The sequence below is a fragment of the Amycolatopsis tucumanensis genome (assembly GCF_021654135.1).
GTDB lineage: Bacteria > Actinomycetota > Actinomycetes > Mycobacteriales > Pseudonocardiaceae > Amycolatopsis_E > Amycolatopsis_E tucumanensis.
The window spans coordinates 32,889-49,421 of the sequence record NZ_JAKGSD010000005.1; the positions used below are offsets into that span (position 1 = coordinate 32,889).

The following is a 16,533-nucleotide window of genomic DNA, read 5'->3' on the forward strand; positions in this document are numbered from 1 at the left end:
CCTCCGCCCGGGGGCCGGTCGCGGGCGCGGCCGGCCCCCGCCGCGTGGTCCCGCAGTGGTTTTCGACGTGTTCCAGGAGGTCAGGTGTCCGCGGTACCGGTGATCGGCGTTCTCGCGCTGCAGGGGGACGTGCGGGAGCACGCCGCCATGGTCGAGAGCGCGGGCGGGCGCGCCGTCGCCGTGCGGCGCGAGTCCGAGCTGGCCGCCGTCGACGGGCTCGTCCTGCCCGGCGGCGAGTCCACCACCATGTCGCGCCTGCTCGAGACCTTCGAGCTGCTCGGCCCGCTCCGCGAGCGGCTCGCCGCGGGGCTGCCCGCCTTCGGCTCGTGCGCGGGCATGATCCTGCTCGCGAAGCAGGCCCTGGACGGCCGCCCCGACCAGCACCAGCTCGGCGCGCTGGACGTGATCGTCCGGCGCAACGCCTTCGGCCGCCAGGTGGACTCCTTCGAGGAGGACCTGGCCTTCGCGGCGCTGCCCGGCGGTCCCCTGCACGCGGTCTTCATCCGCGCCCCGTGGGTGGAAAAAGCAGGCGACGGGGTCGAGGTGCTGGCCACGGTGCCCGGCGCCGAGGGCAGCGGCGCTAGGATCGTCGCGGTCCGGCAGGGGCCGGTGCTCGCCACGGCCTTCCACCCGGAGCTGACCGGTGACGATCGGGTCCATCGCCTGTTCGTGGAGATGGTGCGGGACGCGGCGACGACGAGCGAGACGGAGGAGAGATGAGCGGCCACTCCAAGTGGGCCACCACGAAGCACAAGAAGGCCGCCCTCGACGCCAAGCGTGGCAAGCTGTTCGCGAGACTCATCAAGAACATCGAGGTCGCCGCGCGGACCGGCGGGGGCGATCCCGAGGGCAACCCGACCCTCTACGACGCCATCCAGAAGGCGAAGAAGAACTCGGTCCCGCAGGACAACATCGAGCGCGCGCGCAAGCGCGGCGCCGGTGAGGAAGCGGGCGGCGCGGACTGGCAGACGATCAACTACGAGGGCTACGGCCCCAACGGCGTCGCCGTGCTGATCGAGTGCCTGACCGACAACCGCAACCGCGCGGCGGGCGAGGTGCGCACCGCGCTGACCCGCAACGGCGGTTCACTCGCCGACCCGGGCTCGGTGTCGTACCTGTTCAACCGCAAGGGCGTGGTGATCATGCCCAAGAACGACCTGTCCGAGGACGACGTCCTGATGGCCGTCCTCGACGCGGGCGCGGAGGAGGTCAACGACCTCGGCGACAACTTCGAGATCGTCTCCGAGGCCACCGACCTGATCAACGTCCGCAAGGCGCTGCAGGACGCCGGTTACGACTACGAGTCGGCCGACCCGACGTTCCTGCCGTCGGTCAGCGTCCCGCTGGACGCCGAGGGCGCCAAGAAGGTCTTCCGGCTGATCGACGCGCTGGAGGACTGCGACGACGTCCAGAACGTGTACGCCAACTTCGATGTGAGCGACGAGGTGCTCGAAGAGGTCGGCGCGTAACGACCCGCGTTCTCCCAAGGGCCCTCCGGCGCGCAGCCGGAGGGCCCTTGGTGTGCAACGGGAATTTTCCACCACCGGGGGCTGTGCCGCCGCCACCCGCGTACGGCAGAATGCCGCCCGTGACCGAGACCCTCGCGCCCGAAGAATCCGAGCTCCTCGAGTGGATCGTCAACCAGGCCGAGACCCGCGGCAACGCGGTGATCTCCGTGGCGGCCGACGATTCCGGCGCGGGGTACGCGTTCACGGCGTGCGTGTGGGCGCTGCACGAGGTCCCCGAGGCCGTCGTCGTCGGGCTGCCCGAGCAGATGGCGCCGGTCCTGCTCGACGCCTACGTGGACCGCGCCGCCAACGGCGAGGAGTTCGTGCCGGGCAAGGTCTACGAGGACTTCTTCGAGGGCGTGCCGGTCACCTTCGAGCGCGTCGCCAAGGGGCACTACCTCGAGTACCTCGGCAGCGCGTTCCTCGTCTACCCGGACGGCGACTTCCCCGCGCTGCAGATCATCGTCGCCACGCCGGACGGGCACTGGCCGTGGAGCGCGGACGCGCCGGAGGGGTTCGCCGACTGGCAGCCGGTGCTGACCGAGAGCGGCGCGCCGGAGAGCTGGACCCCGGGCGTCGACGGTCCATAAAGGACGATCATCGGCCCCCGGCGCGTCCTGCCGGGCCGGGGTGGCCCGGCGCGGTAGCCTCACCTCGAACGCGTGTTCGGCGGCAGGAGGGTGATCGGTGCGAGTGCTCGGCGTGGACCCCGGGCTGACCCGGTGCGGGCTCGGCGTGGTGGACGGGGGGACCGGCCGCACCGTCAGCTGCGTCGCGGTGGACGTCGTCCGCACCCCGGTCGACGACACGCTGGAACGGCGCCTGCTCGCGGTCTCCGACGCCGTCGAGCACTGGCTGGACACCTACCGCCCGGAGGCGGTCGCCGTGGAGCGCGTCTTCAGCCAGCACAACGTGCGCACCGCGATGGGCACCGCGCAGGCCGGGGGAGTGGTGGCGCTGGCCGCCGCCCGCCGCGGGCTGCCGGTCGTGTTCCACACGCCGAGCGAGGTCAAGGCCGCCGTCACCGGCAGCGGCCGCGCGGACAAGGCGCAGGTCACCGGCATGGTCACCCGGCTGCTCGGGCTCGCGCAGGCGCCGCGCCCCGCCGACGCGGCCGACGCGCTCGCGCTGGCCATCTGCCACCTGTGGCGCCAGCCGATGCGCGACCGGCTCGCCGAAGCCGAGGCGCGCGCGGCCGAACTCGCCCGCGCGCACAAGGCCCGGCTCGCCGCGGCGGCGAAGTCGGCGGGCGCCGTGCCGGCGGTGGTTCCCCGCGGGGCGAACATGCGGACACCAGGGAAGGGAGTGCGGGGATGATCTCCTCGGTCCGGGGCGAGGTGCTCTCGGTCGGGCTCGACCACGTCGTGGTGGAGGTCGGCGGGGTCGGCCTCGCGGTGCAGGCCACGCCGTCGACGCTGGCCACGCTGCGGCGGGGCGAAGAGGTCCGCCTCTACACGTCGCTCGTCGTGCGCGAGGACTCGCTGACGCTGTTCGGCTTCGCCGACGCCGAGGCCCGCGAGCTGTTCGGGCTGCTGCAGACCGTGTCCGGCATCGGGCCGCGCCTGGCGCTGGCCGCGCTGGCCGTGCTCGACCCGGACAAGCTGCGGACCGCGCTCGCCGAAGGCAACATCACCGTGCTCACCCAGGTGCCGGGCATCGGCCGCAAGGGCGCCGAGCGGCTCACCCTGGAACTGCGCGACAAGGTCACCGCGGCCGGCGGGACCGCCGAGACCACCGCTGCCCCGGCGGCGGGCGCGGTGCGCGCCGAGGTCGTCGAGGCGCTCACCGGCCTCGGCTTCCCCGCCAAGCAGGCCGAGCAGGCCGTGGAGAAGGTGCTGGCCGCGGGCGAGGCCGACACCACCCCGGCCGTGCTGCGCGCCGCGCTGAGCACCCTCGGGCGCAAGTGAGGCTGCTGACGCGTGCACGATGAAGAGGTGACCGAGCACCCGGCGGACGAGACCCTCTCCGCGCTGCCCCAGCTGGGCGAGCGCGAGATGGAGACGACGCTGCGCCCGAGCAGGCTGAGCGAGTTCATCGGCCAGCCCCGCGTGCGCGAGCAGCTGGAACTGGTGCTGGAGAGCGCCCGGCGGCGCGGCGTGCCGCCGGACCACGTCCTGCTGTCCGGCCCGCCCGGCCTCGGCAAGACGAGCCTGGCGATGATCGTCGCGGCCGAGCTGGACGCCTCGATCCGCATCACCTCCGGCCCGGCGCTGGAACGCGCCGGCGACCTCGCCGCGATGCTGTCCAACCTCGCCGAGGGCGACGTGCTGTTCATCGACGAGATCCACCGGATCGCCCGCCCCGCCGAGGAGATGCTCTACCTGGCGATGGAGGACTTCCGCGTCGACGTGGTCGTCGGCAAGGGGCCGGGCGCCACCAGCATCCCGCTGGAGATCGCGCCGTTCACCCTGGTCGGGGCCACCACCCGCTCCGGCGCGCTGACCGGCCCGCTGCGCGACCGGTTCGGCTTCACCGGCCAGATGGAGTTCTACGCCGACCACGAGCTCGACCAGGTGGTCCGCCGCTCGGCGAAGATCCTGGACATCGAGATCGACGCCGAGGGCAGCGCGGAGATCGCCCGCCGCTCACGCGGCACGCCCCGGATCGCCAACCGGCTGCTGCGCCGCGTCCGCGACTACGCCGAGGTCCGCGAGGACGGCAAGGTCACCCTCGCCGTCGCCCGCGCCGCGCTGGCGGTCTACGACGTCGACGAGCTCGGCCTGGACCGGCTGGACCGCGCCGTGCTGTCGGCGCTGGTGCACTCCTTCGGCGGCGGCCCGGTCGGGGTGTCCACGCTCGCCGTGGCGGTGGGCGAGGAACCGACGACGGTCGAGGAAGTCTGCGAGCCCTACCTGGTGCGCGCGGGTATGCTCGCGCGCACCCCGCGTGGCCGGGTGGCGACGGCGAGTGCCTGGGAGCACCTGGGTTTGCGCCCGCCGCCCCGTCCGGACCAGGCAGGGCCTACCCTGTTCGACTAACCGGGTGCTGGCCTGGTCAGTGGTGCCTGGCACACTCGAAAGAGCACATCCGGACAAATTGGTGAGCGGCCGGGCGCCGCGCACCGAATGGAGAATCATGGAACAGCTTTTCCTGCCGTTGCTGCTCATGCTCGTCGTGGCGATCCCGCTGGTGATGGGCACCCGGAAGCAGAAGCGTGCCGTGCAGGAGCAGCAGAAGCTGCAGAGCAGCCTGTCCGAGGGCGACCGGGTGATGACCACCTCCGGCCTGTACGGCACGGTGGCGGACACCAGCAGCGACACCACGATCGACATCGAGATCGCGCCCGGCGTCGTGACGACGTGGCTGCGCCAGGCGGTGCGCGAGAAGGTCGCGCCCGAGGTGGCCGACGAGGTCGAGACCGACGACGACGAAGCCGTGGTCGAGACGGTGGAGACCGCCGAGGCGCCCAAGGCCGACGAGAAGGCCGCTGCTCCCTCGCTGGAGAGCGAGAAGAAGTAGCCCGACGACGGGCCCAACCCCGGCGTCCGGTGGTGACGCCGGGGTCAACGCCGCGTTCACAACGCGGCGAGTAGTGTCTGCGTACCGCCGCGTAGGCGGCACGAACCCCGTGTAGCTGACCGTCGAGGAGAACGACCACCGTGGCACCACCGGCCGGGCGGATCCGCCCGGGACGCTATCTCGGCTTCTTCGTCCTGATCGTGGTCGTGCTCTACGCCCTGGTGTTCTTCACCGGCGGCGGGAAGCCCACGCCGAAGCTGGGCATCGACCTGCAGGGCGGCACCCGGGTGACGCTGAGCGCGCGCACCCCGGACGGCTCCGCGCCCTCGCGCGAGTCGCTCAACCAGGCGCGCCAGATCATCGAGACCCGCGTGAACGGGATCGGCGTCAGCGGCACCGAGGTGGTCCTCGACGGTGACAACATCGTGATCACCGTCCCCGGTGAGCAGGGCGACCAGGCCAAGAAGCTCGGCCAGACCGCCCAGCTCGGCTTCCGCAAGGTGATCGACGCGCAGACCGTGACCACCCCGCCGGTCGCGCCGCCGCCGGGGCAGGGCGACGACCCGGCCGCGATCCAGCAGGCCAAGGCCACCCGCCAGGCCGCCGATCTGGTCACCGGCACCGGCGACTCGCTCGCCGCCGGGCCGAACGCGTCCGCCGCGCTGACCGCGTTCACCTGCTCCACGCAGGACCCGCTGCGCGGCAACGACGACCCGAACCTGCCGCTGCTCACCTGCGACCAGACCGGCACCGAGAAGTACCTGCTCGGCCCGGTGTTCCTGAAGGGCACCGAGATCGACAACGCGGTGTCCTCGTCGCCGGCGCAGAACAAGCCGCAGTGGACCGTGGACCTCACCTTCAAGTCCGAGGGCCGCCAGGTCTGGGCCGACTTCACCACGGCCAACATCGGCCAGCGCGCCGCGTTCGTGCTCGACACGCAGGTCGTGTCCGCGCCGACCATCCAGAGCGCGATCCTCGACGGCAACACCCAGATCAGCGGCAACTTCACGCAGGCGCAGACCAAGGACCTCGCCGACGTCCTGAAGTACGGCTCGCTGCCGCTGTCGTTCACCTCGTCCGACGCCACCACCGTGTCGGCCACGCTCGGCCTGGCCTCGCTCAAGGCGGGCCTGATCGCCGGCGGCATCGGCCTGGCGCTGGTGTTCGTCTACTGCCTGGTCTACTACCGCCTGCTCGGGGTGCTCACGGTCGTCTCGCTGGCGCTGTCCGGCCTGATCGTCTACGCGGTGCTGGTCCTGCTCGGGCGGTGGATCAACTTCACGCTCGACCTGGCGGGCGTCGCCGGGTTCATCATCGCCATCGGTGTCACCGCGGACTCGTTCGTGGTGTTCTTCGAACGGCTCAAGGACGAGATCCGCGAGGGCGGGCGCAGCTTCCGCTCGGCGGTGCCGCGCGGCTGGGTGCGCGCCCGCCGCACGATCCTCGCTTCGGACGCGGTCATGTTCCTGGCCTCCGCGGTGCTCTACGCCATCGCGGTCGGTGACGTGCAGGGCTTCGCGTTCACCCTCGGCATGTCGACCGTGCTCGACCTGATCGTGGTGTTCCTCGTGACGCACCCGCTGGTCGCGATGGCGTCGAAGTCGAAGTTCCTGTCCCAGCCGAAGCTCACCGGCCTCGGCGGCGTGCAGACGCTGGCCGCGGAGCGCCGGTCCGCGCGCAAGGTGCCCGCCGGCGCGGGCGCGAAGGAGTCCTGACGTGGCAGACGAGCTGAACACCGAGAGCACGCACGCCGCGCCGGCCACGAAGAAGGCCGGGCGGGAGAGCGTCTTCCACCGCCTCTACGTCGGCACCGGCGCCTTCGACATCGTCGGCAAGCGCAAGCGCTGGTACATCTTCTTCGCGGTCCTGGTGCTGGTGTGCATCGCCTCGATCGGCATCAAGGGCTTCAACCTCGGCATCGAGTTCGAGGGCGGCACCCAGATCCAGATGCCCGCGCGCGGCGCGAACGGCCCGATCACTGCCGACGCGGCCAAGCAGGCGTTCGCCGACGCGCTCGGCGAGCAGGCCGACTCGGCGCAGACGGTCGGCGTGGGCGACGCCGCCACCGTCGAGCTGCGGTCGGACACCCTCGACGCCGACCAGGTCGCCAAGGTCAAGCAGACCCTGTTCGACCAGCTCAAGCCGATCGGCGGCAACGGCCAGCCGAGCGTGCAGGCCATCAGCGACAGCGCGGTCAGCGCGTCCTGGGGCCAGGAGATCTCCCAGCAGGCGCTGATCGCGCTCGCCGTGTTCATGGTCCTGGTGACCGTGTTCCTCGCGGTCTACTTCGAACGCTGGATGGCGGTCACCGCGCTCATCGCGCTGGTGCACGACATCCTGGTCACCGCGGGCATCTACTCGCTCGTCGGGTTCGAGGTCACGCCGGCGACGGTGATCGGCCTGCTGACCATCCTCGGATTCTCCCTCTACGACACCGTGGTGGTGTTCGACAAGGTCAAGGAGAACACCCGCGGCATCCTCGGCCTGACCCGCCGCACCTACGCCGAGACCGCGAACCTGGCGCTGAACCAGACGCTGATGCGCTCGATCAACACCTCGGTCATCGCGCTGCTGCCGGTGCTGGGCCTGCTGGTCGTCGGCTACATCCTGCTCGGGTCCGGCACGCTGCAGGACCTCGCGCTGGTGCAGCTGAGCGGCATGCTCGCCGGCGTGCTGTCGTCGCTGTTCCTGGCGACCCCGCTGCTGGTCGACTTCAAGATGCGCGACCCGAAGTACAAGCAGCAGGCCGAGCGGGTCCGCGCGCGCCGCGCCAACCAGGCCCGCAAGGCCGCCGAGCGCGAGGCCGACTTCGACGCGAGCGACGACGAGGCGCTGGACGCCGAGCTGCGCAAGGAGAAGGCGTACGCGGCGGCCGCGAGCGTCCCGGCCCGCACGCCGAAGTCGCAGCCGCGGCGTGGGCGGCCGTCGGGCAAGCGGAAGCGCTGACGTGGACCTGGAGCGTGCGCTCGGCCTGATCGCCGAGGTGCCGGACTTCCCGGAGCCCGGTGTGCTGTTCCGGGACCTGTCGCCGCTGTTCGCCGACGCGGACGGGTTCGCGGCGGTGATCGACGCGCTGGCGGCGACGGTCGATCCGGGCACCGATGTGCTGGCCGCGGTCGAAGCGCGCGGGTTCCTGCTCGCCGCGGCCGTCGGCTACGCCCGCGGCATGGGTGTGGTCCTGGTGCGCAAGCCCGGCAAGCTGCCCAGCGTGGCCGGCCGGGTGGACTACGCCCTGGAGTACGGCTCGGCGACCCTGGAACTGCCGTCCGGGGTGGTGCGGCCCGGGCAGCGGGCCGTGGTGGTCGACGACGTGCTCGCCACCGGCGGCACCGTCGCCGCGGCCTGTGAGCTGCTGGAGAAGGCGGGTGCGACGGTCACCGGCGTGTCCGTGGTGATGGAGCTGGCCGCCCTCGACGGGCGGTCGGCGCTGAGCGGCCGGAAGGTCAGCTCGCTCCTGGTCACCTGACCGTTCGGCGCGTCAGCGGGGCGGTCGGCGCGGCTGGGAACAACGAGGTGGCCCGCCGGGGTTACGCTTGGTGCTCTGAAGGCCGCGCGATCAGCAGGAGGTGGGCTTGAGCCAGGAGCTCGAAAGCCCGGCGCCCGCCCGGGAGACCGCCGACAACCGCGGCACGCAGCCGCAGGGCGTCACCAGGGCACCGTCCGCCACGCGGCGCGTCCGCGCCCGGCTCGCGCGGCGGATCACCGCCCAGCGCGCCGCCCCGGTCAAGCAGGTGCTGGAGCCGCTCGCCGCGATCCACCGCGACCTGCACCCGAACGCCGACCTGAGCCTCCTGCAGCGCGCCTACGACGTCGCCGAGGAACTGCACCGCCACCAGCGGCGCAAGTCCGGCGACCCGTACATCACGCACCCGCTCGCGGTGGCGACCATCCTCGCCGAGCTGGGCATGGACACCACCACGCTGGTCGCCGCGCTGCTGCACGACACGGTCGAGGACACCGGCTACTCGGTGGAGCAGCTGACCGCCGACTTCGGTGACAAGGTCGCCCAGCTCGTCGACGGCGTCACCAAGCTGGACAAGGTGAAGCTCGGCACGGCGGCCGAGGCCGAGACCATCCGCAAGATGGTCATCGCGATGGCCCGCGACCCGCGCGTGCTGGTGATCAAGCTCGCCGACCGGCTGCACAACATGCGCACCATGCGGTTCCTGCCGCCGGAGAAGCAGGTGCGCAAGGCCAAGGAGACCCTGGAGGTGCTGGCCCCGCTGGCGCACCGGCTGGGCATGGCCACGGTCAAGTGGGAGCTGGAGGACCTCGCGTTCGCGATCCTGCAGCCCAAGAAGTACGACGAGATCGTCCGCCTGGTCGCCGACCGGGCCCCGTCGCGGGACATCTACCTGCGCAAGGTGATCGACGAGCTGACCGGCGCGCTCGGCGGCTCCCGCATCACCGCGAAGGTCGAGGGGCGGCCCAAGCACTACTACTCGATCCACCAGAAGATGATCGTCCGCGGCCGGGACCTCGACGACATCCACGACCTGGTGGGCGTGCGCATCCTGGTCGAGGACGTGCGCGACTGCTACGCGGCCATGGGTGTCGTGCACGCGCTGTGGCAGCCGATGCCGGGCCGGTTCAAGGACTACATCGCCCAGCCTCGGTTCGGCGTGTACCAGTCGCTGCACACCACGGTGATCGGCCCCGACGGCAAGCCGCTCGAGGTGCAGATCCGCACCTACGAGATGCACCACACGGCCGAGTACGGCATCGCGGCGCACTGGCGGTACAAGGAAACCAAGGGCACCCACCACGGCACCGCCGTCGACATCGACGAGATGGCGTGGATGCGGCAGCTGCTCGACTGGCAGCGGGAAGCCGCGGACCCGGGCGAGTTCCTCGACTCGCTGCGCTACGAGCTCGCCGCCCGCGAGATCTTCGTGTTCACGCCCAAGGGCGACGTGGTGACGCTGCCCGTCGGCGGCACGCCGGTCGACTTCGCCTACGCGGTGCACACCGAGGTCGGGCACCGGTGCATCGGCGCGCGCGTCAACGGCCGTCTCGTGGCGCTGGAACGCAAGCTGGAGAACGGCGACGTCGTCGAGATCTTCACCTCGAAGGCGGAGAACTCCGGGCCGAGCCGCGACTGGCTGACGTTCGCCAAGTCGCCCAAGGCGCGCGCCAAGATCCGCCAGTGGTTCGCCAAGGAACGCCGCGACGAGGCGATCGACGCCGGTAAGGACGCGATCACCAAGGAGGTCCGCAAGGTCGGCCTCCCGTTGCAGCGCCTGGTGTCCGCGGAGGCGATGGGCGCGCTGGCCGCGGAGCTGCACCACCCGGACATCAGCTCGCTGTACGCGGCGGTCGGCGAGGGCCACGTCAGCGCGAAGCACGTCGTGCAGCGGCTGGTGGCGCTGATCGGTGGCGTCGAGGAGGCCGAGGACGAGCTTGCGGCCCGGTCGACGCCGTCCACGGTCACCCGGCGCCGCGCGGCCAACGACGTGGGTGTCGTGGTCAAGGACGCCACCGACGTGTGGACCAAGCTGGCGCGCTGCTGCACCCCGGTGCCCGGCGACGAGATCCTGGGTTTCGTCACCCGCGGTGGTGGCGTCAGTGTGCACCGCACGGACTGCACGAACGCCGAGGACCTGCGCGCCCAGCCCGAGCGGCTGGTCGAGGTGGAGTGGGCGCCGTCCGCGAACTCGGTCTTCCTGGTGTCCATCCAGGTCGAGGCCCTGGACCGGCACCGCCTGCTGTCCGACGTGACGAAGGTGCTGGCCGACGAGAAGGTGAACATCCTGTCCGCGTCGGTGCAGACGTCGCGCGACCGGGTGGCCGTCAGCCGGTTCACGTTCGAGATGGGCGACCCCAAGCACCTCGGGCACGTGCTCAAGGTGGTGCGCGGAGTGGAAGGCGTCTACGACGTGTACCGCGTGACGTCGGCGTCCTAGCCGGCCCGGGCCCTCAGCCGAGGGTGAGGACGAAACCGAGCGTCGACGCTTCCTCCTCGGTGGCCCAGGGAACGCGCAGCCGCCGCAGCTTGCGCTCGGTGGGTTGCGCCGACTCGATGAGGTGGCTGGTGGCGACTACGCGGGCTCCACTGTGGATGGCGCGGCCGCCCGCGCCGCCGTGGGTGGACGCGCACGAGACTGCGCCGTTGTGCGTGCAGGTCCTGGCTACCCCGATCCCGGATCGGGAGGCGGCTCACCTAGCGGTTGAACATTGTTGGCGACGTCCCGCGGACTGCTCCGGCCGGGTGAGACCCATCGCCGGTCGCGGTGGTGTGGCTCACGGCGCTCGCCCCGGCGTGCCCTCTAGGGTCGGCTCATGGCAGCTGGGCTGGAGTTCGCGCGCGACGGGGAAGTGGCCACCCTCACCTTCGCGCGGCCGGAGAAGAAGAACGCGATTTCCCACGACATGTGGGCGGCCATCCCGGACATCGTCGCGGACGTGGAGGGGGATCCGGGGCTCAAGGTGCTCGTCCTGACCGGCGCCGGGCCGGACTTCTCCGCTGGGGCGGACATCTCCGAGTTCGGCAGCCTGCGCTCCACCGCCGACGGCGCCGCCGCCTACGACCGGGTCGTCGAGGGCGCGGTCACCGCGCTGGCCGGGATGACCAAGCCGACCGTGGCGAAGATCCGCGGCAACTGCATCGGCGGCGGCTGCCAGATCTCCGTCGCCTGCGACTTCCGCTTCGCCGACGCCACCGCGCGCTTCGGGATCACCCCGGCGAAACTCGGCATCGTCTACGACTTCCGCTCCACCCGCCAGCTGGTGTCCCTCATCGGGCCCGCCCACGCGCGGTACTTCCTGCTCTCCGGCCAGCTCGTCGACGCCGCCCGCGCCCGGGAGATCGGCCTCCTCAACGACGTGTTCACCGACCTCGACGCCGGCGTCTCCGACTTCGCGGCCACCCTCTGCTCCCGCTCGCAGACCTCGGTCCGCGGCATGAACCGGATCATCGGCAAGATCCTCGACGGACAGTCCGAAAGCGACAGCGAGGTCGAGGACATCCGCTCGGCCGCCATCCACGGCGAGGACTACGCCGAGGGCGTGGCCGCCTTCCTCGACCGCCGCCCGCCGAAGTTCACCGCCTCCTGACAGCACAGCGGCCTCCGTCCGAACCGGACGGAGGCCGCTTCGGCGACCGAACTCAGCCGATCGTCACCGCGGTGAACTTGACCTCCATGTTCGGCTTGCCGCCACCCGGGCTCGGGTCGAAGCTGCCGTCGTGGCCCGCGCGCGCCACCTTGTCGAGCACCTCCAGGCCGGCGTCGCCGATCGAACCGAACACCGTGTAGTCCGGGCTCAGCTCCGCCGGGCCGTACACCATGAAGAACTGGCTGCCGTTGGTGTTCGGGCCCGCGTTGGCCATCGCCAGCAGGCCGCGGCCGTAGGTCAGCTCGGGGAACGTCTCGTCGGCGAACGAATAGCCGGGACCACCACTGCCGGTGCCGGTCGGGTCACCGCACTGCAACATCATCAGGCTCGCGTCGGTGCCCAGCCGCGCGCACGCGGTGTCGGTGTAGTACCCCTGCTGCGCCAGGCTCAGGAAGCTGTTCACGGTGCACGGCGCGAGCGCGCGGTCCAGCGTCAGCGGGATGTCACCGGCGGTGGTCTTCAGCGTGACGTTCACCGTCCCGGTCGACGGGATGTCCTTGGTCTGCGGCGGGTTGTTCGGCTTCGCGGCGGGCTCGCTCGGCGTGGCCGGGTACTCGCACTGCACGGGGTTCGCCAGCGGCGTCGGCCGCTGCGGCACCGCGGCGCGCTGCGTCGGGATGTTCAGCTCGGACGAGGGCGAGGTCGTCGGGGAGGCCGCCGCGTCGCCGCCGTCGCCGCCGCGGGTAGCGAAGAACACCACCAGACCGGCGACCACCACCACCGCGCCGACGGTCGCGCCGACGCCGACGATCTTCCGGCGTTTCGCCTGCTCCGCCCGGCGGGCCATCTGCCGCTCGAGCTTGCGCTTCGCGGCCTCACGGCGCTGCTGGTTGGTCGCCACCTGCCCTCCAGAATCCACTCGACGTCACCGATCGGGTGGCGGCAGTCTATGGGCACAGCCTGTGAGGACCCTGTACAGCCCCGGTTAGGGTGGGTGCCGGGCATCCCGGGCACGGGTGGACGGGTCGACGCGGAGGTGGATTTTCGTGCTCGTCGTCGGGTTTCCGGCAGGCGCGCTGCGGGCCAACTGCTACCTGCTCGCGCCCGGCCCGGACACCGCCTGTGTGGTGGTCGACCCGGGTGAGGACTCCGCGGCCCGCGTCGCCGAGGCCCTCGCCGAGCACCGCCTCACCCCGGCGGCCGTGCTCGCCACCCACGGCCACTCCGACCACGTCGGAGGCGCGGCGGCGCTCACCGCGGCCCACGACGTTCCGATGTGGATCCACCCCGCCGACCGCGGCCTGCACGACGGCGACCAGCCCGCGGACGTCCGCGACCTCACCGGCGCGCCGCTGGAGCTGGCCGGCCTGGCGATCGATGTCGACCTCGTGCCCGGCCACACCGACGGCTCGGTGGTGTTCCGCGTGACCACACCGGAGGGCGGCCGGCTCGCTCTGACCGGCGACACGCTCTTCGCCGGCTCGGTCGGCCGCGGCGACCAGCGGCGGCTGGGGGAGTCGCTGCGCGACGCGCTGCTGCCGCTGCCCGACGACACGGTGGTGCTGCCCGGGCACGGCCCGGCCACGACGATCGGCCGCGAACGGGCCGGCAATCCGTTCCTGAGCGGGGCGCGCAGCGTCGTCCCGGTGCGGCGATGGGGGGAGAAGTGACCGAGCCGAAGAAGCCGGTGGAACCGCAGCGGCTGCCGCTGCACCAGGAGGACCCGGGGCTGACGCGCCGCAGGCTGATCTCCGGCCTGGCGGGCGTGCTGATCATGGCCGCCGCGTTCGGCGGGATCGCGGGACTGATCGGCGGGCAGGTCGCCGGACTGGTCGCCGCGGCGATCGTCGGGCTGCCGCTGCTGTACGTGGTGCTGTGGAACGTGCGGCGCAAGCTGTGGCTGGAGGGCACGGCGGTACTGGTGCGCACATGGCGCACCCGCCGGGTGGACCTGGCGCAGGCGCGGCGCATCGACCTGCTGGTGACCGACGTGCGCGGCGCGCGCACGGTCAGCCTGCTGTTCAACTCCGGGCAGCGCGGCCAGGTCGTCAAGATCGACCTGGCCGTCTACGCCGGCACCGGCGGGCGCGAGCTGCCCATCCTCACGCTGCGGCGGCTGGCCGACGCGGTGGCGAACAACATCGAGGCCAACGGGCTGGTGTTTTCCGAGCTGCTGGTCGCGCAGCTGCGTGCCGAAGCGCGGGGCGCGGGCGTGCCGGACCGGCCGCTCTACCAGCTGGCGTCCGCGGCGCCATCGGGCAAGATCGCCCAGCGGTTCACGATGGAGGCCGTGAGCCGGTTCGTCGCGCAGCTGGGGTGATCTCGCCGTTGCGGCCGCCGAGCCGGTCCTCGATCCGGGACAGCTGCTCGCGGATGCCTTCCAGCTGGTAGACGATCTCCGGCAGCTCCTCCGCGGCGAAGGTGGCGAGCCGCTCCAGGTGCTTGGCCGCGTCGCGCAGTTCGGTGAGAGCGGTGGCGATCCGCGGCAGGCTCGTGACCGTGCGGGCCACGGCTTTCGTCAGGCGCCGCGGCAGTGCGTGAACGACCATGACCCCTCCCCGCCGGACGGGAACTGTGCCCGGCCTTCGTACCCCATCGCGGGGGCCGCGACCAGGGCGGGGTGCTCCCGTGTGGCTAGCGGTCGCTGGTGTGGCTGATGTGACTGGTGGGCTCGCGGCTGGCGATCAGCGCGGCGAGGACGGTGGTGACCGGCACCGCCGCGACGATGCCGACGCTGCCCGCCAGAGTCCGGACGATCTCCTGCGCGATGTCCTGCGAGCCGAGGATCGCGCCGAGCCCGACGCCGGAGATCGACGAGTACAGCATCACCGGCAGCGCGGCGCCCGCGTACGCCATCACCAGCGTGTTCACCGCGGAACCGACGTGGTCGCGGCCGATGCGCAGCCCGGCGGAGTACAGCTCGCGCCAGCTCAGTGACGGGTTGGCGCGGCGCAGCTCCCACACGGCGCTGGTCTGGGTGACGGTGACGTCGTCGAGCACGCCGAGCGCGCCGATGACGATGCCGGCCAGCAGCAGGCCGCGCGCGTCGATGCCGTGACCGAGGGCGGCGATGAGCGTCGAGGTGCTGTCGTCCAGGCCGGTCAGCGACGCGGCCGCGGAGAAGATCGCCGACAGCGCGCCGATCAGCGCGAGGCTCACCAGCGTGCCCAGCACCGCTACCGAGGTGCGGGCGGACAGGCCGTGGGTCAGGTACAGGGCGATGAACATGATCAGCCCGGCGCCCACGATCGCGACCAGCAGCGGGTTCTCCCCGGCCAGGATCGCGGGCAGCACGAACGCCACGAGCACGACGAAGCTGAGGACCAGCGCGCCGAGGGCGGCCACGCCGTGCCAGCGCCCGAGGACGACCACGGCGACCGCGAACAACGCGGCGAGCACCGCGAGCGGGAAGCCGCGCTGGAAGTCGACGAGCTGGTAGGAGGAGGGGTCGGCGGCGTCCGCGCCGTTGTAGGCCAGCACGACGTCGTCGCCGGCGGTGAAGCGCGGCGTGCTCGGCTCGATGGGCACGGTCAGCTCGACGCTGTGGCCGCTGCCAGGGCCGTCGGTGAGGGCGATCGTGGCGGTGAGGCAGGGCTTGGCGTCCGGCTGGTCGCCGACCTGCACCTGACCGGCGGCCAGGCACGGGCCGGAGGTGGCGGTGGTGATGGTGCCGTGGACCGGGGTGCCCTGGGAGATCGCCGAGGCAGGCTTGTCCTGGCCCCAGGGGTAGAGCAGCAGCAGCCCGGCGACGGTGAGGGCCGCGATGGGGGCGAGCAGCCAGATGAGGAGGAGCTTGACGCGCCGGGAGGCCGGGGGTGCGGGGGAGTGGCCGTGCCCGTGGCCGTGCCCGGTGGGTGGAGTGGCGGGCGGCGCGGCGGCGCGGCGGCGGCGGGTGGGGGCGGCGGTGCCGTCGGCCACGCCGGTGCGGGGGCGTTCGGCGTGGTCTGGTGCCGGCTCGGCGGTGGGGTGGTGCCCGTCCGCGCTCCGGGCGCGGTGCGCTGCGCGGGCGGATCGCTCTTCGGGAGGATCGGCTTGGCGGGCCGCTTCACTGGTGCGACGTGTCCCGCGGCCGGCGGCCGCCTCGGCGGCCAGGCGCCGGGACCGGCGAGTGGTGCCGTCGGGGTCCCCGCCGCTCGTCGCGGCGGGCTGCTGACGGTGCGCCGGGCGGCGTGCCCTCGGGGCGGAGGGGACGGCACCGTCCTGCGGTTCCCCGGCTTTCGCCGGGTCGGCGGCGTGCCCACGCTGCGCGTCCGCACGCCCGCCGGTGCGCGGGGAATCCCCGGCGGGCCAGGCCGAGGCGCCGGGTTCGGTGTAGCCGCGCGTCCGGCGTGCGCGGCGGGGGTCGGCAGCAGGCGGCCCGGGGACGCGGCGGATCGGACCGGTCTCCGCCGCGGGGTCGTCGTCGTGCTGCACCGGTCCATCGTCCCGCCCGCCCGTGTCACTCCAGCGGGTGGGTCGTGAAATTCCTCCGCGAAACCGCGTAACGACGGCGGCGTGGCTCCGTCCTACTGGC

The 16,533-nt window shown here is 72.4% G+C and carries 17 protein-coding genes; 14 read left to right on the forward strand and 3 right to left on the reverse strand.

Annotated features, from left to right (window positions below; all coding sequences use genetic code 11):
• The first annotated feature begins 84 nt into the window (after positions 1-84).
• The 12 genes from pdxT (at position 85) to L2C96_RS07715 (ending at position 12,020) form a co-directional block, all read left to right on the forward strand.
• Positions 85-720 carry a pyridoxal 5'-phosphate synthase glutaminase subunit PdxT gene (gene pdxT, locus L2C96_RS07660; protein WP_020420711.1) on the forward strand — a complete coding sequence of 212 codons (636 nt, stop codon included), beginning with the start codon at positions 85-87 and terminating at the stop codon, positions 718-720.
• Positions 717-1,469: a YebC/PmpR family DNA-binding transcriptional regulator gene (locus tag L2C96_RS07665; protein WP_020420710.1), complete on the forward strand. Its 753-nt coding sequence runs from the start codon at positions 717-719 to the stop codon at positions 1,467-1,469. Before pdxT ends, L2C96_RS07665 begins: the two co-directional genes overlap by 4 nt.
• A gap of 110 nt (positions 1,470-1,579) precedes the next feature.
• Complete coding sequence (locus tag L2C96_RS07670) at positions 1,580-2,098, forward strand: DUF4262 domain-containing protein (RefSeq protein WP_237335667.1); 519 nt, start codon at positions 1,580-1,582, stop codon at positions 2,096-2,098.
• Between the two features lie 97 nt (positions 2,099-2,195).
• Positions 2,196-2,825 carry a crossover junction endodeoxyribonuclease RuvC gene (gene ruvC, locus L2C96_RS07675; RefSeq protein WP_237335668.1) on the forward strand — a complete coding sequence of 210 codons (630 nt, stop codon included), beginning with the start codon at positions 2,196-2,198 and terminating at the stop codon, positions 2,823-2,825.
• The gene (gene ruvA / locus L2C96_RS07680; protein ID WP_020420707.1) at positions 2,822-3,415 is read left to right on the forward strand and encodes a Holliday junction branch migration protein RuvA; all 594 of its coding nucleotides are present in this window, start codon (positions 2,822-2,824) and stop codon (positions 3,413-3,415) included. Before ruvC ends, ruvA begins: the two co-directional genes overlap by 4 nt.
• A 12-nt stretch (positions 3,416-3,427) precedes the next feature.
• Positions 3,428-4,486: a Holliday junction branch migration DNA helicase RuvB gene (gene ruvB / locus L2C96_RS07685; protein ID WP_369794346.1), complete on the forward strand. Its 1,059-nt coding sequence runs from the start codon at positions 3,428-3,430 to the stop codon at positions 4,484-4,486.
• Between the two features lie 97 nt (positions 4,487-4,583).
• Positions 4,584-4,967, forward strand: a complete 384-nt coding sequence (yajC, locus tag L2C96_RS07690) for a preprotein translocase subunit YajC (protein ID WP_020420705.1) — start codon at positions 4,584-4,586, stop codon at positions 4,965-4,967.
• Between the two features lie 140 nt (positions 4,968-5,107).
• Positions 5,108-6,682, forward strand: a complete 1,575-nt coding sequence (gene secD / locus L2C96_RS07695; protein WP_237335669.1) for a protein translocase subunit SecD — start codon at positions 5,108-5,110, stop codon at positions 6,680-6,682.
• A 1-nt stretch (position 6,683) separates the two neighbouring features.
• Complete coding sequence (secF, locus tag L2C96_RS07700; RefSeq protein ID WP_237335670.1) at positions 6,684-7,913, forward strand: protein translocase subunit SecF; 1,230 nt, start codon at positions 6,684-6,686, stop codon at positions 7,911-7,913.
• 1 nt (position 7,914) lies between these two features.
• Positions 7,915-8,433 (forward strand): adenine phosphoribosyltransferase, encoded by a 519-nt coding sequence (locus L2C96_RS07705; RefSeq protein WP_020420702.1) that lies wholly within the window; start codon positions 7,915-7,917, stop codon positions 8,431-8,433.
• Positions 8,434-8,539: 106 nt separating this feature from the next.
• On the forward strand, positions 8,540-10,870 hold the full coding sequence (locus tag L2C96_RS07710; RefSeq protein WP_020420701.1) for a RelA/SpoT family protein: 2,331 nt from the start codon (positions 8,540-8,542) through the stop codon (positions 10,868-10,870).
• A gap of 376 nt (positions 10,871-11,246) precedes the next feature.
• Positions 11,247-12,020, forward strand: a complete 774-nt coding sequence (locus L2C96_RS07715; RefSeq protein ID WP_237335671.1) for an enoyl-CoA hydratase-related protein — start codon at positions 11,247-11,249, stop codon at positions 12,018-12,020.
• Between the two features lie 52 nt (positions 12,021-12,072).
• Here the strand turns inward: L2C96_RS07715 and L2C96_RS07720 are convergent, their stop codons facing one another.
• On the reverse strand, positions 12,073-12,921 hold the full coding sequence (locus L2C96_RS07720; protein ID WP_237335672.1) for a peptidylprolyl isomerase: 849 nt from the start codon (positions 12,919-12,921) through the stop codon (positions 12,073-12,075).
• A gap of 145 nt (positions 12,922-13,066) precedes the next feature.
• Here L2C96_RS07720 and L2C96_RS07725 point away from each other — a divergent pair, with 145 nt between their 5' ends.
• A complete protein-coding gene (locus tag L2C96_RS07725; protein WP_237335673.1) occupies positions 13,067-13,690 on the forward strand; it encodes an MBL fold metallo-hydrolase in 624 nt (207 codons plus the stop codon).
• The gene (locus L2C96_RS07730) at positions 13,687-14,340 is read left to right on the forward strand and encodes a hypothetical protein (RefSeq protein WP_237335674.1); all 654 of its coding nucleotides are present in this window, start codon (positions 13,687-13,689) and stop codon (positions 14,338-14,340) included. Before L2C96_RS07725 ends, L2C96_RS07730 begins: the two co-directional genes overlap by 4 nt.
• Here the strand turns inward: L2C96_RS07730 and L2C96_RS07735 are convergent.
• Both L2C96_RS07735 and L2C96_RS07740 read right to left on the reverse strand, forming a co-directional pair.
• The gene (locus L2C96_RS07735; RefSeq protein WP_020420695.1) at positions 14,297-14,569 is read right to left on the reverse strand and encodes a hypothetical protein; all 273 of its coding nucleotides are present in this window, start codon (positions 14,567-14,569) and stop codon (positions 14,297-14,299) included. The two genes, L2C96_RS07730 and L2C96_RS07735, sit on opposite strands and share 44 nt — an antisense overlap.
• An 85-nt stretch (positions 14,570-14,654) precedes the next feature.
• Entirely contained in the window at positions 14,655-16,433 is a 1,779-nt protein-coding gene (locus L2C96_RS07740; RefSeq protein WP_308191142.1) for a YibE/F family protein, read from the reverse strand.
• Positions 16,434-16,533: the final 100 nt, after the last annotated feature.

Bases quoted from the DNA above. Each gene is read 5' to 3' on its own strand.
- yajC (WP_020420705.1), top strand. From the start codon at position 4,584: ATGGAACAGCTTTTCCTGCCGTTGCTGCTCATGCTCGTCGTGGCGATC.
- L2C96_RS07715 (WP_237335671.1), top strand. From the start codon at position 11,247: ATGGCAGCTGGGCTGGAGTTCGCGCGCGACGGGGAAGTGGCCACCCTC.
- L2C96_RS07735 (WP_020420695.1), bottom strand. From the start codon at position 14,569: ATGGTCGTTCACGCACTGCCGCGGCGCCTGACGAAAGCCGTGGCCCGC.
- L2C96_RS07670 (WP_237335667.1), top strand. From the start codon at position 1,580: ATGCCGCCCGTGACCGAGACCCTCGCGCCCGAAGAATCCGAGCTCCTC.
- L2C96_RS07665 (WP_020420710.1), top strand. From the start codon at position 717: ATGAGCGGCCACTCCAAGTGGGCCACCACGAAGCACAAGAAGGCCGCC.
- ruvA (WP_020420707.1), top strand. From the start codon at position 2,822: ATGATCTCCTCGGTCCGGGGCGAGGTGCTCTCGGTCGGGCTCGACCAC.